The sequence below is a fragment of the Lactiplantibacillus sp. C232 genome (assembly GCF_023806725.1).
GTDB lineage: Bacteria > Bacillota > Bacilli > Lactobacillales > Lactobacillaceae > Lactiplantibacillus > Lactiplantibacillus plantarum.
Window position 1 is genome coordinate 14,655 of the sequence record NZ_JAMSKZ010000014.1, and the last position, 18,393, is coordinate 33,047.

Sequence of the window (18,393 nt, forward strand, 5' to 3'; positions counted from 1 at the left end):
CGCTGAGCATTGGCCGAAATGCCTTCCAGTCGGGACAGTATTCGAATGGCGGACGAAGATGTACCTAACTTGTGATGGACTTGTCATTACTTTTTATAAACGATAACTTTGTCAAGCAACGGTCAGACAGAAAATGATATTGTTATGGTTCACTATTTCTGAACCAATGTAGCAATAATTGAACTTCTCGATAAACATAGAGATTTACACCTGACGCTTTATTTGAAGCTCCGGTATTAAAAGACCAATTACACCAAGTTAAGTGGCCGTTAATCAGCCATTCGAGCGGCTTAACGAAACGCGCGCGGTGACGCTGAATCCTGTGCTTGCTACGCCAACGGACTGATGCCCAAACCGCATTAATCCGTTGACTAGGCAATGCTTAAATTCAACCCGTGATCCCTCGCACACTTTAGACTGGAGGGGTTGGGTGACAATGCTCAGTAGCCAAATTATTCTTAGCTGAAAGTGGGTTGCTTTCGGCTTAGAATAAGACTCGTATTTGAGATGATGAGGGTTGGGCATTAGCTCAAATCGACGTCGGCCGCGTTCCAGCAATTGTCACCCAGCCCCGGAGGTCGGAATAGGATACGTACATGCTGACGAACGAGTATCCGGGGTCAATTGCCGGCACCTTTCAACAACAATTGATGAAAAACACGGCCATAAAAAATGCCCGACTAGTTGACTAGTCGGACGTATGGGTTAATCGAAAAATTCTTTATATAACGCAATAACGGCTTGATCGGCATCATTGTCGTGTACACCGAACATAATAGAAATTTCGGATGCGCCTTGATTGACCATGATTAATTTAATATTGTCGTTGGCTAATGCGGTGGCGGCACGTGACATGATGCCGACGCGGTTGCGCATGTTTTCGCCAACGAGCATTAAGATTGAGTAGTCGTGCGTAAAGTAAATTTCATCGGGATTGATGGCCGTTGAGATTTCTGCAACTAACGTTTTCTCTAATTCGGGCGTCAACTGATGTTCATCAAAGATGATGGTCAAATCATCGATCCCAGATGGCATGTGTTCATAACTAATATGATGATTTTCTAAAATCGTTAGAATTTTACGGCCCAGCCCAACTTCTTTGTTGAGCAGATACTTACGTAAGTATAGTGAACAAAAACTAGAAGAACTGGCAATCCCAGTCACCGGGTAGTGGGGATTGGGTTCGCGAGTTGACTGAATCAAAGTTCCCGGAGCCTCGGGATGGTTCGTATTCTTGACGTTGACGGTAATGTTGCCTTCGATTGCTGGAATCAACGCTTCGTCGTGAAAGACAGAAAAGCCAGCGTAAGAAAGTTCGCGCATCTCAGTAAACGTCATTTCACTAATGGCCGCTGGTTTTGCGACCAAACTAGGATTGACCGCGTAAATTGCATCGACATCGGTAAAGTTTTCATAACGTTCAGCATGGACACCCCGAGCGATGATCGCGCCAGTAATGTCGGAGCCACCGCGTGAAAAGGTACAAATTTGGCCGTTACGATTGTAGGCGAAAAATCCGGGGATAACTAGGATTTGTTCGCTGTTGGCCCACTTAGCGAGCTGGTCATAACTACTCTTGATAATCTGAGCGTCATCAGGAACGTCCGTAACGACCATTCCCGCATCTTTAGGGTCAAGGTAGCGAGCGTTGAGGCCGCTTTGTTGAAAAACAGCGGCGACCAGTTGCGCATTGAGACGTTCGCCGTGCGCTTTGAAAGCTGCCATCAAGTAGGTGTTGTCGGCGTATGATTGTTTTGGTAAGTTGCGAATCGTTTCAAAAATCGGAGTCAATTGTGCTTCGGGAACGTTAAACCCGTGACCGATTTCTGCATAACGGTCAATGATAGCTGCGGTAACGGCTTGCGTATCTTGATGATGGATCGTTTGACGGGCATATTGAATAAGTAAATCAGTGACTTTGGTGTCGCCATCGAACCGTTTACCAGGTGCCGATACAATCACATATTTACGTTTTTGATCAGCCTCAACGATCGCGAGGACTTTTTGCAGTTGCTGACTACTAGCAAGGGAACTGCCACCAAATTTAATTACTTTCACATTAACCGCTCCTTAATTTTATCAATAATGAAAAGAATAGCAGACAAATCGCGACTTGGCAATGTTAATTGCCACTCACGAGAATTTAATTTAATCGTGAAAATAATCATTTTGGCGACCATAATCTGAAAATAAAAAAAACAATAGGACGGAAAGTTGCGTCAATCCGGCCTTTCGCTTATTATTTATTACATATGCAAGGAGGAAACATGTTGCAAACTCAGTTAGCAAAAGGGGTCCAATTGACGACGGTTCAGAGTCATCAATTTAAAACCAACCAGATTATTATCAATTTTCGGGCACCGCTTGCACGTGAAACAATTACTCAGCGGTCGCTACTATCGAATTTATTAGAAACAAGTTCTCGTGATTATCCAGATCAGCGAGCGTTAGCCAACGCATTGGCTGCCATGTATGGTGCTGCGTTTGGTGCGGGTGTTAGTCGTAAGGGACCAACGCATAACTTGCAATTAGCCATCACCGTTGCGAATGAACGGTATTTGGCAACGGATCAGCCACTGACAAATCAGGCCATCCAGTTTTTACAACAAGTCGTTTTACAGCCGCTAGTGGCGGACGGTCAGTTTGATCAAGCGACGTTTGACCGCCAAAAAAAGAATTTGGAAGCGGCGATTATGTCGGTCGCTGATGATAAGCAATATTATGCTGCACAGCAGTTAAATACGGCGTTGTTTGCGGACGAACCTGCGCAACAAGTGCCAAGTTACGGTACGGCGAGTGATTTGGCAGCCCTCACTGCGGAAGGTTTGTACGACTATTATCAAATGATGATCCAAAATGATCAAATCGATATTATCGTGACGGGTGACGTTGATGAGGCGGCCGTTTTAGCTCAGTGGCAACAAGCTGGTTTTGAGGATCGACTGGCGGGGCGCCCACGGCCATTTTATCAACATCATAATACAAACCAGTACGTCGAAGTGAGTGAACAACAGGCACTCAGCCAAGCAAAGCTAAATTTAGGTTATGATTTGCCAGTCTTTTATCGTGGCAATCATTATTACGCGGCCTTGGTTTTCAACGAACTATTTGGTGGGTCACCGCTGTCTAAATTGTTTATGAATGTACGTGAAAAGGCGAGTCTGGCTTACTATGCCAGCAGCTCATTGGATACTTTCCGTGGGGTGCTTAAGGTGCAAGCTGGGATTGATGGCAAAAATCATGACCAAGTGTTAGCAATTATTGCGGCCCAATTAACGGCGATTCAAGCCGGTGATTTTACGGATGATTTAGTTGAACAGCTGAAGCTGGGCTTGATCAACGATTTTGAGTCCAGTTTGGATAGTCAACGGACATTCGCTGTGCAAGCCTTGATCGATGATTTAACGCAACAACGCGTTACGGATACTGAATGGCTACGGCAGATTCAAAGTGTGACGCGTGAACAGATCATTGCAGTCGCGAAGATGGTGACCCTTAATAATGGGTTCTTCTTGAGTGGGGTAACCGCATGAAAGTAAAAAAATATGATCAATTTAATGAAAGTTGTTATCAAGCTCAGTTGGATAATGGGCTGACGGTGACGTTGTTACCTAAGGCCGGTTATCACAAAACGTACGCAACGTTTACAACGAACTATGGCTCGATCGACAATACCTTTGTTCCAGCCGGAAGTACTGAAATGCAACGCTTCCCAGATGGAATTGCCCACTTTCTGGAACATAAAATGTTTGAGAAGGCTGACCATGATGCGTTTCAAATTTTTGGTCAGTACGGGGCGAGCGCGAACGCCTTCACTAGCTTCACGAAGACGAGCTATTTGTTCTCAGCTACCCGGCACCTGCAGGACAACCTCATGACCCTCTTAGATTTTGTTCAAGATCCGTATTTTACGCCAGCGACAGTTGACAAGGAGAAGGGCATTATTGGGCAAGAGATTGAGATGTACGATGATGATCCAAGTTGGCGCCTGTATTTCGGAATGATTGGTAATCTATATCCGAACCACCCACTACAATATGATATTGCGGGGACGACTGAGTCGATTGCTAAGATAACGGCTGATGACTTGTACGCCGCTTATCGGACGTTCTATCATCCTGAGAACATGACGTTATTTGTGGTTGGTAATTTTGATCCAGACGAAGTGTTAGGGTGGATTACGACTAATCAAGCAACTAAAAAATTTGCTGCCTTTCAACCGATTGAACGTAAGATTCCTGAAACCGCAACGGATGGACATGACATTATTCCTTATCGGACGATTGATATGCCAGTCAATCGGGCCAAATCAATCGTTGGTGTCAAAGGCTTGCTGCCGATTGAAGCGGGGGCTGCTGCTTTGAAGTACCGTGCAGCGGTTAACGTTTTATTAGAATTATTGTTTGGCGATACGTCAGCAGATTATTTGCGATTATATGATCAGGGTATCATCGATGATACGTTTGGTTATGATTTCGAATTACAGTCTGGATTTAATTTTGTCACTTTTAGTGGTGAAACGGATGATCCAGCCCAGTTTGATGCAGCCATCATTGATGTGCTAGAAAACTGGCGGACGGCTGTAGTTGGTCAGGAAGCAGCACTCGCATTAGTCAAGAAGGAAATGATTGGGCGGGTCGTCTTCATGGCGAACTCCTTGGAGGCAATCGCGAACCGGTATGATCAACGGCTATTCGGGACGGCGACAATCTTTGATGAACCGGGTATAATTGATCAGTTGACCCTTGCAGACTTGCAGACGGTTGCTGAACAATTATTGACTTCTCAGGCAATCAGTGAATACCAGATTCGACCACAAGCAAAGAGTTAAGGAAATCTGAAATTTAATGGTCATGGGGCTGCTAAATTTAGTTGCTGTGATATACTATTAACCGTAAGATTTTGAAAATAGACTTAGGGTGGAGAAAAAGTCAATGAGTGAAAATAACGAAGAAACAACAACGATTGGGGCGCGCTTAAAGGCTGCCCGGACAGCGAAAGGCCTCACAATTGATGATTTGCAACAAATCACCAAGATTCAGAAACGCTATTTGATTGCAATCGAAGATGAACAGTTCGATAAACTTCCCGGTGATTTTTACGTTCGGGCGTTTGTTAAGCAATATGCGGAAACTGTCGATTTAGATGGTAACGCGTTGTTAGAAGAATATCGAGACCAATTACCGAGTGTTCATACTGAAACCATCGTTGAAAATGTTGATGAAGTTCAACCTACCCGGGTTGCTAGTCGCGAACAACCTGCTTCACCAGCGAGTCGCGTACGTAACTATTTACCAACGATCATCGTCACTGCCATTGTGGTTTTGATTTTGTTATTTATTTGGTTTATGGCGGTTCGCACGCACGCTGGTTCAAGCTCTAGCACGAGTGCGGACAGTTCTTCTGTACAAGTTTCGAGTTCTAAGAAGCAATCGAGTTCGTCGAAAGCTAGTTCATCAGCAAAGTCTAGTTCTAAAGCGTCTTCTGCCAAGGAACAAACAATCAAGGCTAACGGCAGTAGCGATACGGCTTATACTTTGACGAATGGTGCGGATAAGAACAAAGTGGTCATCAAGTCTACTAAGGCTGCTTGGACTTCCGTTACGACTAACGGTACTCAGACTTGGCAAGGAACGCTAAAGGCGGATGGCTCACATACATTAACGTTACCAAGTAATGCTACGACGGTTAAGTTCCAGTTTGGAAACGCAACTGCCACGACCGTAACAATCAATGGTAAGGCGTTCAATTTTAATCCGAAGAACAGTACGTCACAAGTTCGGACGATTACCTTGACCATCAAATAACGTTGCGGAGGAGGCGGGTACTTTGAATTTACCTAATAAATTAACGGTGTTTCGGATTATTCTGATTCCAGTTTTCATTCTTATTATGGTGTTACCCCTTAGTTGGGGACAGGTTGTGTGGGCTGGAACAACAATTCCAGTCACCCAAGTGGTTGCAACTGTCATTTTTGCGGTTGCGTCATTAACTGACTTAGCGGACGGCAAGATTGCCCGGGGTCAACACTTGGTTACGAATTTTGGGAAGTTTGCGGATCCACTGGCAGATAAGATGTTAGTAATGACCGCGTTCATCATCTTAGTTCGGTTAAATGCGGCCCCTGATTGGGTCGTTGCCATTATCATGTGTCGTGAACTCGCGGTAACGGGGTTACGATTATTGATTGTTGAAAATAATGGTAAAGTGATGGCTGCTGCTATGCCCGGGAAGATTAAGACAACGACACAAATGATTGCCATCATCTTCCTGCTGCTGAACAATGTCTTATTTGCGGCAATCCACATTCCATTTGCGGCAATTATGTTATATATCTGCTTATTCTTCGTTATTTATTCTGGCATTGATTATTTTGTTCAGAATCGTGACGTGTTTGCAGATGGCTTCAAATAAAATTAATCATGAGCGTCTCACCGAGTCTTGCATTCGGTGAGACGTTTTTGTATACCATTAACGTGTTGCCCTTATTAATTAATCATGACTCCTGTCAGTCGATAATTTTAACGATGAGTCGCGTTGGCAGGTTATGTCAAATGAAGGTATTTGAAAATGCTAATCTTTTTAATGGGGTCGATCGTCATTTTCGTATATACTTAATGTAGGACGATAATCATCGCGCCCACACTGAGTGTAATCGATAGGATTACGGGGAGGCATATATGGCATGCAAGCAGAAATAATCGCGGTTGGTACCGAGATTTTACTGGGTCAGATTACGAACACGAACAGTACGTACATCGCACGTGGATTGGCCGAATTAGGAATTGATAGCTATTATCAAACGGTGGTTGGTGATAATCGGCAACGTTTGTCGACCGTCCTTGAAATTGCGGCCCAGCGGAATGACTTAGTTATTTTAACAGGTGGTTTGGGGCCGACCAAGGATGACTTGACGAAGCAGACACTCGCGCATTATTTGAATGTTGCCTTGGTTGAAGATCAGGCAGCAATGCAAAAAATTACGGCCTGGTTTGCCACTAATGACAAAGTAATGACGGCCAACAACCGATTGCAGGCATTGTATCCGGCAGGCGCGCAACCGTTGACTAATCATAACGGAATGGCTGTTGGTGCGTTTTATCAGTCAGAAAATAGTGCTGATTTCTTGTTATTGCCAGGTCCACCCCGTGAGTTAGCCGTAATGTTTGATTCTGAGGCAAAACCGAAATTGGCAGCTGCATATGGGGAACAAGCCCAAATCTATTCGCGAGTGATGCGTTTTTATGGCATCAGTGAGTCTGAATTGGCGACCCGGTTGCACCCCTTGATTGATGAACAGCAGGCGGTTACGATCGCACCCTATGCCAAGACTAACGAGGTTACCCTCAGATTGAGTGCCCAAGCTATGACGGAAACGGCTGCAAGGGGAATGATCGACAAAGTTGACCACCAGATCAAGGCTACCGTTGGGCCGTACTTTTACGGTTATGGAGACGATAACTCGTTAGTTACTACTGTTATTAATCAAATGATTGCGGCTAAGCTGAGTATTACAGCCGCGGAAAGCTTAACAGCTGGGCTGTTTCAGAGTACCATCGGCAGTGTGTCCGGGGTCTCCGCAATCTTTCCGGGCGGCTTTGTAACGTATGCGAATGAGGCCAAACATCAGCTAGTGAACGTTCCACAAGCAATTATTGACGCTGAGGGCGTGGTTTCAGAAGCGACCGCTAAGGCCATGGCGAGTGGTGCTAAGCAGCAGCTAAATACTGATGTTGGTATCAGTTTTACAGGCGTTGCCGGTCCAGGAACCTTGGAAGGTCAACCGGCTGGAACGGTATGGATTGGTCTTGCTTACCGTGATCGACCCGTGAAGGCCAAGCAGTACCATTTTGCTGGTAATCGACAACAAATTCGGGAACGCAGTGTGATGGCCGGGTTAGACCTATTGAGACATGCATTGAATGAAGATACGGACTTAAAAAAATAATACGAACTTTTGTTCGCTTTTTGCTTGCAATTCTAACTTTGAACAGCTATGATATTAAGAGTTAGAAACGAGCACCAAAGGAGGAAATAATTTGGCTGATGCACGGAAAGCAGCACTAGATACTGCCCTGAAAAAGATCGAAAAGAATTTCGGTAAAGGGGCGATTATGCGGATGGGTGACGCTGCCCAGACGACTATTTCAACGATTTCAAGTGGATCGTTGGCCTTAGATGACGCGTTGGGTGTCGGCGGCTACCCACGTGGTCGGATCGTGGAAATCTACGGTCCTGAAAGTTCAGGTAAAACGACCGTGGCACTACATGCGGTTGCTGAAGTTCAAAAGCAGGGTGGTACGGCGGCCTATATCGATGCTGAAAACGCACTAGACCCCGTTTATGCGGAACACCTAGGGGTCAACATTGATGACCTGTTACTTTCGCAACCAGATACTGGTGAACAAGGGCTTGAAATTGCAGATGCCTTAGTTTCCAGTGGTGCGGTCGATATTTTAGTTGTTGACTCGGTGGCGGCCTTAGTGCCACGTGCCGAAATTGAAGGTGAAATGGGTGACGCACACGTTGGGTTACAAGCGCGGCTGATGTCACAAGCGCTCCGGAAGTTATCAGGGACATTGAACAAAACCAAGACAATCGCGTTATTTATCAATCAAATTCGTGAAAAAGTTGGTGTGATGTTTGGTAATCCTGAAACGACTCCTGGTGGTCGGGCCTTGAAATTTTACGCCACGATTCGTTTGGAAGTACGGCGGGCAGAACAGATCAAGGAAGGAACCAATATTATTGGTAACCGTGTCCGGATCAAAGTCGTTAAGAACAAGGTTGCACCGCCATTTAAGCGTGCCGAAGTGGATATCATGTATGGTCAAGGTATCTCACAAACTGGTGAAATTGTTGATATGGCTGCTGAAAAGGATATTGTTAAGAAGAGTGGTTCTTGGTATTCATATGGTGACGATCGCATTGGTCAAGGCCGTGAAAATGCCAAGAAGTATTTGGACGAGCATCCTGATGTCATGACGGAGATTCGCCAAAAGGTTCGTGATGCATACGGTATGGATGCAACTGGTGAAGAAACGTCTGAAACTGATGATCAGGCCAAAGAAGCTAAGGATAAGGGAACTGCTAAGAATGGCAGTAAGGGTCAAAGTAAGTCCACTAAAGCGACACCAGCGGAAACTGCTCTCGATCTCGGCGACCAACCAACCGAAAAATAGACAGTTTGTTATGCAACGCCCAAAATATTTATTTTGGGCGTTTTTTGTACATACTTAGCTTGTTTGCACGACAAAAGTAGCCTGCAGAGAGCGGTTGCCATAAGACTTTAAGTTGACACTATTCGTTTCTAACATTAGAATAACAAGTGTGTAAATAATCAAAATATAACATCTGAAAATTTGTAGTTGATTTTATGTTAACTGGATTTTGGTGGTGCGGAGGTGGAAACATGAATGTTTTCGGTATAATCCTCGCAGTCATCGCAATTGTTGTCGGTTATGGGATTGGTTACTATGTACGCAAGAACGTCCATGAAAAAGAATTGGACGTTGCCAGGAACACAGCCGAAGGTATTATTTCTGAGGCCAAACGGGCAGCGGAGACTCATAAGAAAGAAAAAGTCCTTGAAGCTAAGGAAGAGAGTCATCGCTACCGGGCTGAAGTTGAAACGGAGTTAAAGCAACGTCGGAATGAAGTTCAAAAGCAAGAAGACCGGTTGCTTCAACGTGAAGAAACTTTAGATCACAAAGAGAATACTTTTGAAAAGCGCGAGGATGCTTTAGGTAAAAAAGAAGATAAGATTGCCAATGAGCAAAAACGCGTTGAACAACAGCAACAAAGTGCAGCTTCACTAATCACGCAACGTCAAGCTGAGTTAGAACGGGTCGCCGCCTTGTCGCAAGAACAAGCTCGCGATCAGATTTTGACCCAAACGCGCGAACAATTAACGCATGAACGGGCCGTGTTAATTAAAGAAAATACGGACGAAGTGAAAGCGCAGTCTGAAAAAGAAGCCAAAAACTTAATTGTCCAAGCGATTCAGCAAAGTGCTGCCGATATGGTTTCTGAAACCACGGTTTCGGTCGTTTCTTTGCCGAATGACGACATGAAAGGCCGGATTATTGGTCGGGAAGGTCGTAACATCCGAACGTTGGAAACGCTGACGGGAATTGATTTAATTATTGATGACACGCCAGAAGCCGTCGTTTTAAGTGGTTACGATCCGATTCGTCGTGAAATCGCAAAGATCGCGCTTGAAAAGCTGATTCAAGATGGGCGGATTCATCCAGCTCGAATTGAAGAAATGGTTGAAAAAGCGCGTAAGGAAATGGACGAAAAGATCCGTGAAACTGGTGAACAAGCTGTCTTTGATTTAGGATTGCACGGGATGCATCCTGACTTGATCAAGCTTGTTGGTCGGCTGAATTATCGGACCAGTTATGGTCAAAATGTTTTGAATCACTCAATTGAAGTTGCGAAGTTAGCGGGCGTTTTAGCCGCTGAACTTGGTGAAGATGTTACACTCGCGAAACGCGCAGGATTATTACACGATATTGGTAAGGCCGTCGATCATGAGGTCGAAGGTTCCCACGTTGAAATTGGCGTGGAATTAACAACGAAGTACAAAGAGAGCCCCGTCGTGATTAACACGATTGCCTCCCATCATGGTGATGTGGAAGCTAAGTCGATTATCGCGGTGTTGGTTGCGACGTCTGATTCAATTTCAGCCGCCCGGCCAGGTGCTCGGAGTGAGTCGCTGGAGAATTATATTCATCGGCTCGAGAAGCTGGAAGCGATCGCTAATAATGAGGATGGCGTCAAGAAGAGCTATGCGATTCAAGCTGGTCGTGAAATTCGAGTCATCGTTAAGCCAAACGAGATTTCTGATTTACAGGCAACGGTTTTGGCGCACGATGTCAAAAAGCAGATTGAAAATGAACTTGAATATCCCGGTCATATTAAGGTTACGGTTATTCGGGAAGTTCGAGCAGTGGATTACGCTAAATAACCGGGAAATGAGTTTAGGTCTTGACCTAAGCTCATTTTTTTAGTTGCCAGCAGAATTCAATCACGTTTTCAAGGCTAAATAATGCTAAAATAATTGGTATAACGTTAAAACAAGGGAGCAATCTATGCGAATTCTATTTGTTGGGGATGTCATGGGCAATGTCGGCCAAACGGCGGTCACCACGTACTTACCTAAGTTAAAACGGCGCTACAAGCCACAAGTTACTATTGTTAATGGGGAAAATGCCACCCGCGGCCGCGGCATTAATCAGGAAGTGTATAAGGACATCTTGACTGCGGGGGCTGATGTCATTACGATGGGCAACCACACCTGGGATAATAATGAAATCTTTGATTTTATTAATGGTGCTAAGAAGTTGATTCGACCGTTGAACTTTCCGCCAGCGACGACTCCGGGGGTTGGTTATACGATCGTGAAGGTCAATACGGTGAAGTTGGCCGTGATTAATCTTCAAGGAAACGTCTTTATGGGGCAAAATTTAGCGGATCCTTTTACGACTGTCCAACCATTGGTCGAGCAACTGCGGGAAGAGACACCTAACATCTTCATCGACTTTCACGCTGAAACGACAAGTGAAAAAGAAGCCATGGCGTGGTATTTGGATGGTCAGGTGAGTGCGGTAGTTGGCACCCATACCCATGTGCAGACGAGTGATGAACGCGTATTGCCTAATGGGACGGCCTTTTTAAGTGACGTTGGTTTTACGGGTCCGTATAATGGTATTTTAGGGATGACCCGTGAGAATGTTATTCAGCGTTTCTTGGAACAAATGCCGACCCGTTTCAACGTGCAAGAGGATAGTCCGGCAGTGTTGTCGGGTTGTGTGATCGACGTTGATGGTCAGAGTGGTCGGGCGAAAAAGATTGCCCGGATTTTGATTAATCCGGATCACCCATATTTTGATGACTAAGATTTACGATAGAAAGTAGGATTAAGCGTGCCACAGAAAACAAAAGATACACCGATGATGCGTCAATATTTTGCAGTTAAAAATCAATATCCCGATGCGTTTTTATTTTACCGACTTGGTGATTTTTATGAAATGTTTTTTGATGACGCGATTAAAGGTGCTCAGTTATTAGAGTTGACCTTAACGACGCGGAATCATTCGGCGGAAAACCCCATACCGATGTGTGGGGTTCCCCATCGAGCCGTGCAAAATTATATTGATATTTTAGTAGATAAAGGTTACAAAGTCGCTATTTGTGAACAGATGGAAGATCCCAAATTAGCCAAGGGCATGGTCAAACGCGAAGTGATTCAGCTCGTGACACCTGGTACGACGTTGGAACGGGGCGCGGAACAAGCTAAGACGAACAATTACTTGACTGCGCTGATTCAGCGTGATCAACAATATGGTTTTGCGTACGCCGACTTGTCGACTGGGGAACTAAAAACGAGTGTCTTAACGACTAACGATACCCTAATTAACGAGTTGACCAGCTTGCAAACTAAAGAAATTGTGGTCGACGACTCTGTTGCTAGCGATTTGCGCGATCAAATTAAGACGCTAGGAATTCTAATTTCAGAACAGAATAACGTCACCCCCCAGGCTGAATTGAGCTACTTGACTCAGGACTTGACGGTCGATTTGGAACAACAGGTCGTGGAACGGTTATTGATGTATATTACGGTGACTCAAAAGCGGAGCCTCGCGCACTTACAAAAGGCGATCGCTTATGAGCCGTCATACTTCCTGAAACTCGATCATAATTCCAAGTATAATCTGGAATTAATGAAGTCCATCCGAACTGGTAAAAAGCAGGGAACTCTCCTGTGGCTATTAGATGAAACTAAGACGGCGATGGGCGGACGACTATTAAAGCAGTGGATCGACCGGCCATTGATTGTGAAGGCCGATATTGAAACGCGTCAAAATAAGGTTGCGACGTTATTAGATCATTATTTTGAACGTAGTAACTTACAAGAAGAGTTGACTAAAGTTTATGACTTGGAGCGTTTAGCTGGCCGGGTGGCTTTTGGTAGCGTGAATGGGCGTGACTTAGTGCAACTCAAGACATCCTTGCGTCAGATTCCAAAGATTCGGTATATCTTATCGGAATTAGATACGCAGGTATTTAATGATGAAGTTAATCAGCTGGATCCAGTCGAAGACGTTGCGGATTTGATTGACGCGGCAATCGTTGAAGACGCGCCTTTGTCAGTAACGGACGGTGGTGTGATCAAGGATGGTTATAACGAGCAACTCGATCAATATCGGGATGCTATGAATAATGGGAAAAAATGGATTGCTGAGTTGGAAGCCCAGGAACGGGCGACAACCGGTATCAAGAATCTTAAGATAGGGTTTAACCGGGTCTTCGGCTATTATATTGAAGTCACGAAGGCCAACTTGGCCCAATTACCGAAGGACCGCTATGAACGTAAGCAAACGTTAACGAATGCTGAACGCTTTAGTACTCCTGAACTGAAATCGCATGAAAGCCTAATTTTAGAAGCTGAGAGCCATTCTACGGATCTTGAGTATCAACTCTTCACAAAGGTTCGTGAAACGGTTAAAAAGGCAATTCAGCGGCTACAAACATTGGCGAAGGCGGTCGCAGCAATTGATGTCTTGCAAAGTTTCGCCGTCGTTAGTGAAGATTACCACTTTGTTCGACCGAAATTAACTAAATCACATGATTTGAAGATCGTTGATGGTCGTCATCCGGTCGTTGAAAAAGTGATGGGCAACCAGAGTTACGTCCCAAATAACGTGACAATGTCACCTGATGAGACGGTCCTTTTGATTACTGGTCCTAACATGTCCGGTAAAAGTACGTACATGCGTCAATTAGCATTGACGGTCATCATGGCGCAAATTGGTTGTTTTGTACCGGCTAAATCAGCGCAACTTCCAATTTTTGACCAAATTTTTACACGTATCGGTGCCACGGATGACTTAATTTCCGGTCAAAGTACGTTTATGGTGGAGATGCAGGAAGCCAATAATGCCTTGCAACATGCGACAGCCAATAGTCTAGTGTTGTTTGACGAGATTGGCCGGGGGACGGCGACTTACGATGGCATGGCGCTTGCCCAAGCAATTATTGAGTTTGTGCATAACCATATTCATGCCAAGACACTGTTCTCGACGCATTATCATGAGTTGACCGCGTTAGATCAAGAATTATCCGGGTTACGAAACGTGCATGTGGGTGCGACTGAACAGGATGGCGAGCTCGTCTTCTTGCATAAAGTTGAGCCCGGGGCCGCCGATAAGTCCTACGGGGTGCACGTTGCCAAGTTGGCTGGGATGCCAACGAGTTTATTGGAACGGGCCAATAAGATTTTAACGAGTTTGGAAAATCAAACGAGTACGGTATCGACGACAGCGGCTTCGATTGCTGCTAGTGATGCTGCTAATAGCGTGGCACCTAACACAGCGGCTTCAATGCCGGTTGAGGCCGCCGATGAGTCACAGCCAGTAGAATCGGAGACCCCGGTTGCCGAAGCTCCGGTCGCTGAAGCCGGTGATGAACAGCTGTCGTTATTTGCTGAGCCGGCGGTGACGGATGCGAAGGGTGAAAAGGTTTTACAACAGCTGAAGACGTTGAACTTGATGGCGATGACTCCGATGGATGTAATGAACCAGCTGTATAAATGGCAACAAAAATTAGGCAAGTAGGCGCATTTTAACTCATCATAAATGAGCGCAATAAGCTGTTATTATGATGAGCTATTGGTGCGTCTGACGGACAGGTAGGTCGACACTAGTCAGTTATTGCTAGTTGTGGTAATCGAAAATGTTCGTGCAGGACACGAGCTTAATTATTTTATGTGAAAGGACCGATGGAAATGGGAAAAATTCATGAGTTATCTTCTGTGCTGGCCGACCAGATTGCTGCCGGCGAAGTTGTGGAGCGGCCCGCCTCGGTCGTTAAAGAACTGGTTGAAAATGCTGTTGATGCGCACGCGACGCAGGTTGATATTTTGGTGCAAGAGTCGGGTGTTCAGTCAATTCGGGTTATCGATGACGGTGACGGTATTGATGACGCTGAAGTCCTGACCGCTTTTAAACGGCATGCGACGAGTAAGATCACATCACGTGAAGATTTGTTTCGCGTCCATTCTTTAGGTTTTCGCGGTGAGGCGTTGCCAAGTATTGCGTCAGTAGCGGACGTGGTGATGAATACGAGTACCGGCGCCACTGGGACGAGTATTCATTATCGCGGCGGTAAGCTATTACAACAATCGCCCGCTCCATTGCGGCAAGGGACGGACATTACCGTCACTGATTTGTTTTTTAATACACCTGCGCGACTAAAATATTTGAAGTCCCCCCAAACGGAATTAGCGAATATTTTAGACGTGGTTAACCGCATCGCACTTAGCTATCCAGCGGTGGCATTTCGGTTAGTTCATAATGCGAAAGAGCTACTAAAAACGGCTGGTCGCGGTGACTTACAACAAGTCATTGCTGGTATTTACGGTGTCCAAAATGCGCGCAAGATGGTTGCCATTCAAGGATCGACCACTGATTTTAAATTGAGTGGCTTTGTGGCTTTACCTGAGCTGACGCGGGCCAGTCGCCAGTATATTACTGTTCTGATTAATGGTCGTGCTATCAAGAACCAGCAATTGACCAAAGCCGTCATCAAAGGTTACGGTTCTAAGTTGATGGTCGGCCGTTATCCAATCGCGGTGATCGCTTTAACAATGGATCCTTTATTGGTGGACGTCAATGTTCATCCCACGAAACAAGAAGTCCGTTTGAGTAAGGAACCAGAATTAGCCAAACTGGTCAGCACCACGATTACGGACCGGTTAGTGGATGTGAACTTGATTCCGTCAGCATTGACCAATCTTGGCAGCCATCGGCGTGAACATCTAAATACAGACCAGCTGGCGATGGATTTGAACGCCGTTTCGTCACAGTATCAAGTAGCGGATAAGACAACGCCGGCATCGACTGAGCAGTTTGCAGCCTCGCTGGCAGCGGCAACCATGCAGCCCAGCTCGGCAACGACCATGGTAAGTACTACTTCAGCACAGCCATCAGCGGTAAACCGTGCAGCAGTTAGTGCGGTTGTTCCGTCAGAATCAGCGGCAAGTTCTGCCAACCAGCCGATTATGATTAGCCATCGCGACGAACTGACAGCTACTCCAGTTCAAGCATTTGACCAGCGTTACCAGTCAGAATCAGGCGCTTTACCCTTTGGTGAAACTGCTGAACCGTTAGAAACCAGCACGGCTGCAAGCGCGCCGACTAGTGAAGCGCCGGATACGGAACGTTTTCCACAGTTACGCTATCTTGGTCAGATGCACGGGACTTATCTGTTAGCTGAGGCGGATGACGGTATGTACATTTTGGATCAGCATGCGGCCCAGGAGCGAATCAACTATGAATATTATCGCCAAGCGATAGGTGAGGTTAGTGCGGATCAACAAAATTTATTGGTTCCGATTATTTTAGATTACCCGACGAGCGATGTTTTAAAGATCAAGGAAAAATTGCCGTTACTAGCAGAATTAGGGATTCATCTGGAATCATTCGGCGGCAACAGCTTCATTGTTCATGCCCATCCGACCTGGTTCAAAGCTGGGCAAGAAGAAGATACGATTCGTGAAATGATTGATTGGCTCTTACAGGATGATAAGTTGACGGTCGCCCAATTTCGGGAAAAGTCAGCTATCATGATGTCCTGTAAACGGGCAATCAAGGCCAATCACCATTTGGATGATCAGCAGGCCCGCGCGTTATTAGCCAAGTTACCGACCTGCGAGAATCCGTTCAATTGCCCACATGGCCGTCCGGTGACGGTACACTTCACGAATTCAGACATGGAACGGATGTTCAAACGAATTCAGGATAGTCATGAAGCACGTGATTAAAGTGATTATTGGCGGCGTACTCGTTACTTTAGTATGATTCGTAATCGATCCGCATTGTGCAAGTAAATATTTCATGAATTATGATTAAAACGTGCCAAGTTTAGATTGTTGTTCGTCAGCCGGTGTGCGTCCTATGCCGACCTCCGGGGCTGGGTGACAATTGCTGGAACGCAGCCGACGTCGATTTGAGCTAACGCATAACCCGCGTCATCTCAAATACGAGTCTTATTCTAAGCCGGAAGCAGACCACTTCCAGCTAAGAATAATTTGGCTACTGAGCATTGTCCACCCAGCCCCTCCGGTCGGGAAACTGCTCGAATGGCTGATGAACGACCACCTAATTTGGTACAATTAGTCGCTGACTATTTTGATGCTGGAAGTTTAAACAAAGCGCTAGGTGCATTAAGCACTCTGTAAAGAGATTAAATCCTACTATACCGATTCAGGATTAGTGAGCCATCTCAATATTATTTTTAGTCTGACAGTTGATTGACAAAATTACCGTTTATGAAAAGCAACGACCAATTCATCAAAAGTTGGGTACCTCACCGTCTGCCATTCGAATACTGTCCCGACTGGAAGGCGTTTCGGCCAATGCTCAGTGGTGAAATTTCACTTAGCAAGCGTCTTGTGCTTGGTTAGTGAAAGGCCAGTATTTGAGACGTGATTTTTCGGCTCAAATCTGTGCCCACCACGTTCCGGCAATTGGCAGAAATGCCTGGAAGTCGGTGTAAGGCGCACACACCAAGCAAGTCTACGCTAGTCCGAACTTTTTCCAGCGGTCTTAAGCTGGTTGCTTTTGAACTTAAGAAATGGCACGTTTTAATCATGACTGATACTGAATAATCACGAACCGAATGTGTTATCGAATAAAAATAGCAATGTTGAGTAGTCCCTGGGTTAAAAAACCTAGGGACACTTTTATTGTCGCCAGTATTGCGGTCTAAAAAACAACTTTAAGATTGGGGAAGTGGCGTTTGTGACACTAATTTGAGTTGTAAAATTTCAGATTGAATTGGTTTAAATAGTTAGCTATCATTGATTAAAATGAGTGGTGAGCGCGTATCGGGTGCTTGGACCACTCAACATGATTGGGAGTTGATTGTTTTGGATATGACCAAACTTTATTATCGCCAGGTTTATTCGGCATATTGTTTTTTGGCAGATTTACCAGAGGCCACGCCCGCGTTCGTGGCCGGGCGCAAGACGCTGTGGGAATTAAATGCGCATCCAAGTGCGCGGGACGCCAAATTGATTACGCTGAATTTATATGAGCAAGTTGCTGCTTTTGAGCTCGATCCTAACCGTCATGATCAAGCGGCAATCGCTACGATCAACTTACAACGTGATAATGCTGTGAGTGGCTTACAACCTTTAGTACAGTTGTTTGGGAGTTATCCGGCGACTACTAAGATTGAAACTTTAGATAACTGGGATTGGCGTTAGTTGTTGATGGGACAGTTGTGAATCACGAATTTATTAAGATTCAAACTGAACATCACGAGACGAAATTGTTCATGGTAAAATAGAAACATTGTTTGAGATGGCAAAATATGGGGATTGCG

At 45.3% G+C, this 18,393-nt stretch carries 12 protein-coding genes; 11 read left to right on the forward strand and 1 reads right to left on the reverse strand.

Annotated features, from left to right (window positions below):
* Positions 1 to 705 precede the first annotated feature (705 nt).
* The gene (locus MZO41_RS12515; protein WP_003641497.1) at positions 706 to 2,058 is read right to left on the reverse strand and encodes an aspartate kinase; all 1,353 of its coding nucleotides are present in this window, start codon (positions 2,056 to 2,058) and stop codon (positions 706 to 708) included.
* Positions 2,059 to 2,267: 209 nt separating this feature from the next.
* Here MZO41_RS12515 and yfmF point away from each other — a divergent pair, with 209 nt between their 5' ends.
* The 11 genes from yfmF to MZO41_RS12570 all read left to right on the forward strand — a co-directional run bounded on the left by yfmF (position 2,268) and on the right by MZO41_RS12570 (position 18,274).
* Positions 2,268 to 3,533: an EF-P 5-aminopentanol modification-associated protein YfmF gene (yfmF, locus tag MZO41_RS12520; RefSeq protein ID WP_003644641.1), complete on the forward strand. Its 1,266-nt coding sequence runs from the start codon at positions 2,268 to 2,270 to the stop codon at positions 3,531 to 3,533.
* Positions 3,530 to 4,831 carry an EF-P 5-aminopentanol modification-associated protein YfmH gene (gene yfmH, locus MZO41_RS12525; RefSeq protein ID WP_003644640.1) on the forward strand — a complete coding sequence of 434 codons (1,302 nt, stop codon included), beginning with the start codon at positions 3,530 to 3,532 and terminating at the stop codon, positions 4,829 to 4,831. Before yfmF ends, yfmH begins: the two co-directional genes overlap by 4 nt.
* A gap of 103 nt (positions 4,832 to 4,934) precedes the next feature.
* Positions 4,935 to 5,807, forward strand: a complete 873-nt coding sequence (locus tag MZO41_RS12530) for a helix-turn-helix domain-containing protein (RefSeq protein ID WP_003641501.1) — start codon at positions 4,935 to 4,937, stop codon at positions 5,805 to 5,807.
* Positions 5,808 to 5,829: 22 nt separating this feature from the next.
* A complete protein-coding gene (gene pgsA, locus MZO41_RS12535; protein WP_003641502.1) occupies positions 5,830 to 6,414 on the forward strand; it encodes a CDP-diacylglycerol--glycerol-3-phosphate 3-phosphatidyltransferase in 585 nt (194 codons plus the stop codon).
* A gap of 271 nt (positions 6,415 to 6,685) precedes the next feature.
* The gene (locus MZO41_RS12540; protein ID WP_013355708.1) at positions 6,686 to 7,948 is read left to right on the forward strand and encodes a competence/damage-inducible protein A; all 1,263 of its coding nucleotides are present in this window, start codon (positions 6,686 to 6,688) and stop codon (positions 7,946 to 7,948) included.
* Positions 7,949 to 8,039: 91 nt separating this feature from the next.
* Entirely contained in the window at positions 8,040 to 9,182 is a 1,143-nt protein-coding gene (recA, locus tag MZO41_RS12545) for a recombinase RecA (protein WP_003641504.1), read from the forward strand.
* A 230-nt stretch (positions 9,183 to 9,412) separates the two neighbouring features.
* Complete coding sequence (gene rny / locus MZO41_RS12550) at positions 9,413 to 10,972, forward strand: ribonuclease Y (protein ID WP_003644638.1); 1,560 nt, start codon at positions 9,413 to 9,415, stop codon at positions 10,970 to 10,972.
* A gap of 124 nt (positions 10,973 to 11,096) precedes the next feature.
* Positions 11,097 to 11,903, forward strand: coding sequence for a TIGR00282 family metallophosphoesterase (locus MZO41_RS12555; RefSeq protein WP_003641506.1), 807 nt, complete (start codon positions 11,097 to 11,099; stop codon positions 11,901 to 11,903).
* A 27-nt stretch (positions 11,904 to 11,930) separates the two neighbouring features.
* Positions 11,931 to 14,621, forward strand: coding sequence for a DNA mismatch repair protein MutS (gene mutS / locus MZO41_RS12560; RefSeq protein ID WP_003641507.1), 2,691 nt, complete (start codon positions 11,931 to 11,933; stop codon positions 14,619 to 14,621).
* 170 nt (positions 14,622 to 14,791) lie between these two features.
* Positions 14,792 to 16,828 (forward strand): DNA mismatch repair endonuclease MutL, encoded by a 2,037-nt coding sequence (gene mutL / locus MZO41_RS12565; protein ID WP_011101707.1) that lies wholly within the window; start codon positions 14,792 to 14,794, stop codon positions 16,826 to 16,828.
* Between the two features lie 1,047 nt (positions 16,829 to 17,875).
* Positions 17,876 to 18,274: a hypothetical protein gene (locus MZO41_RS12570; RefSeq protein ID WP_003641510.1), complete on the forward strand. Its 399-nt coding sequence runs from the start codon at positions 17,876 to 17,878 to the stop codon at positions 18,272 to 18,274.
* Positions 18,275 to 18,393: the final 119 nt, after the last annotated feature.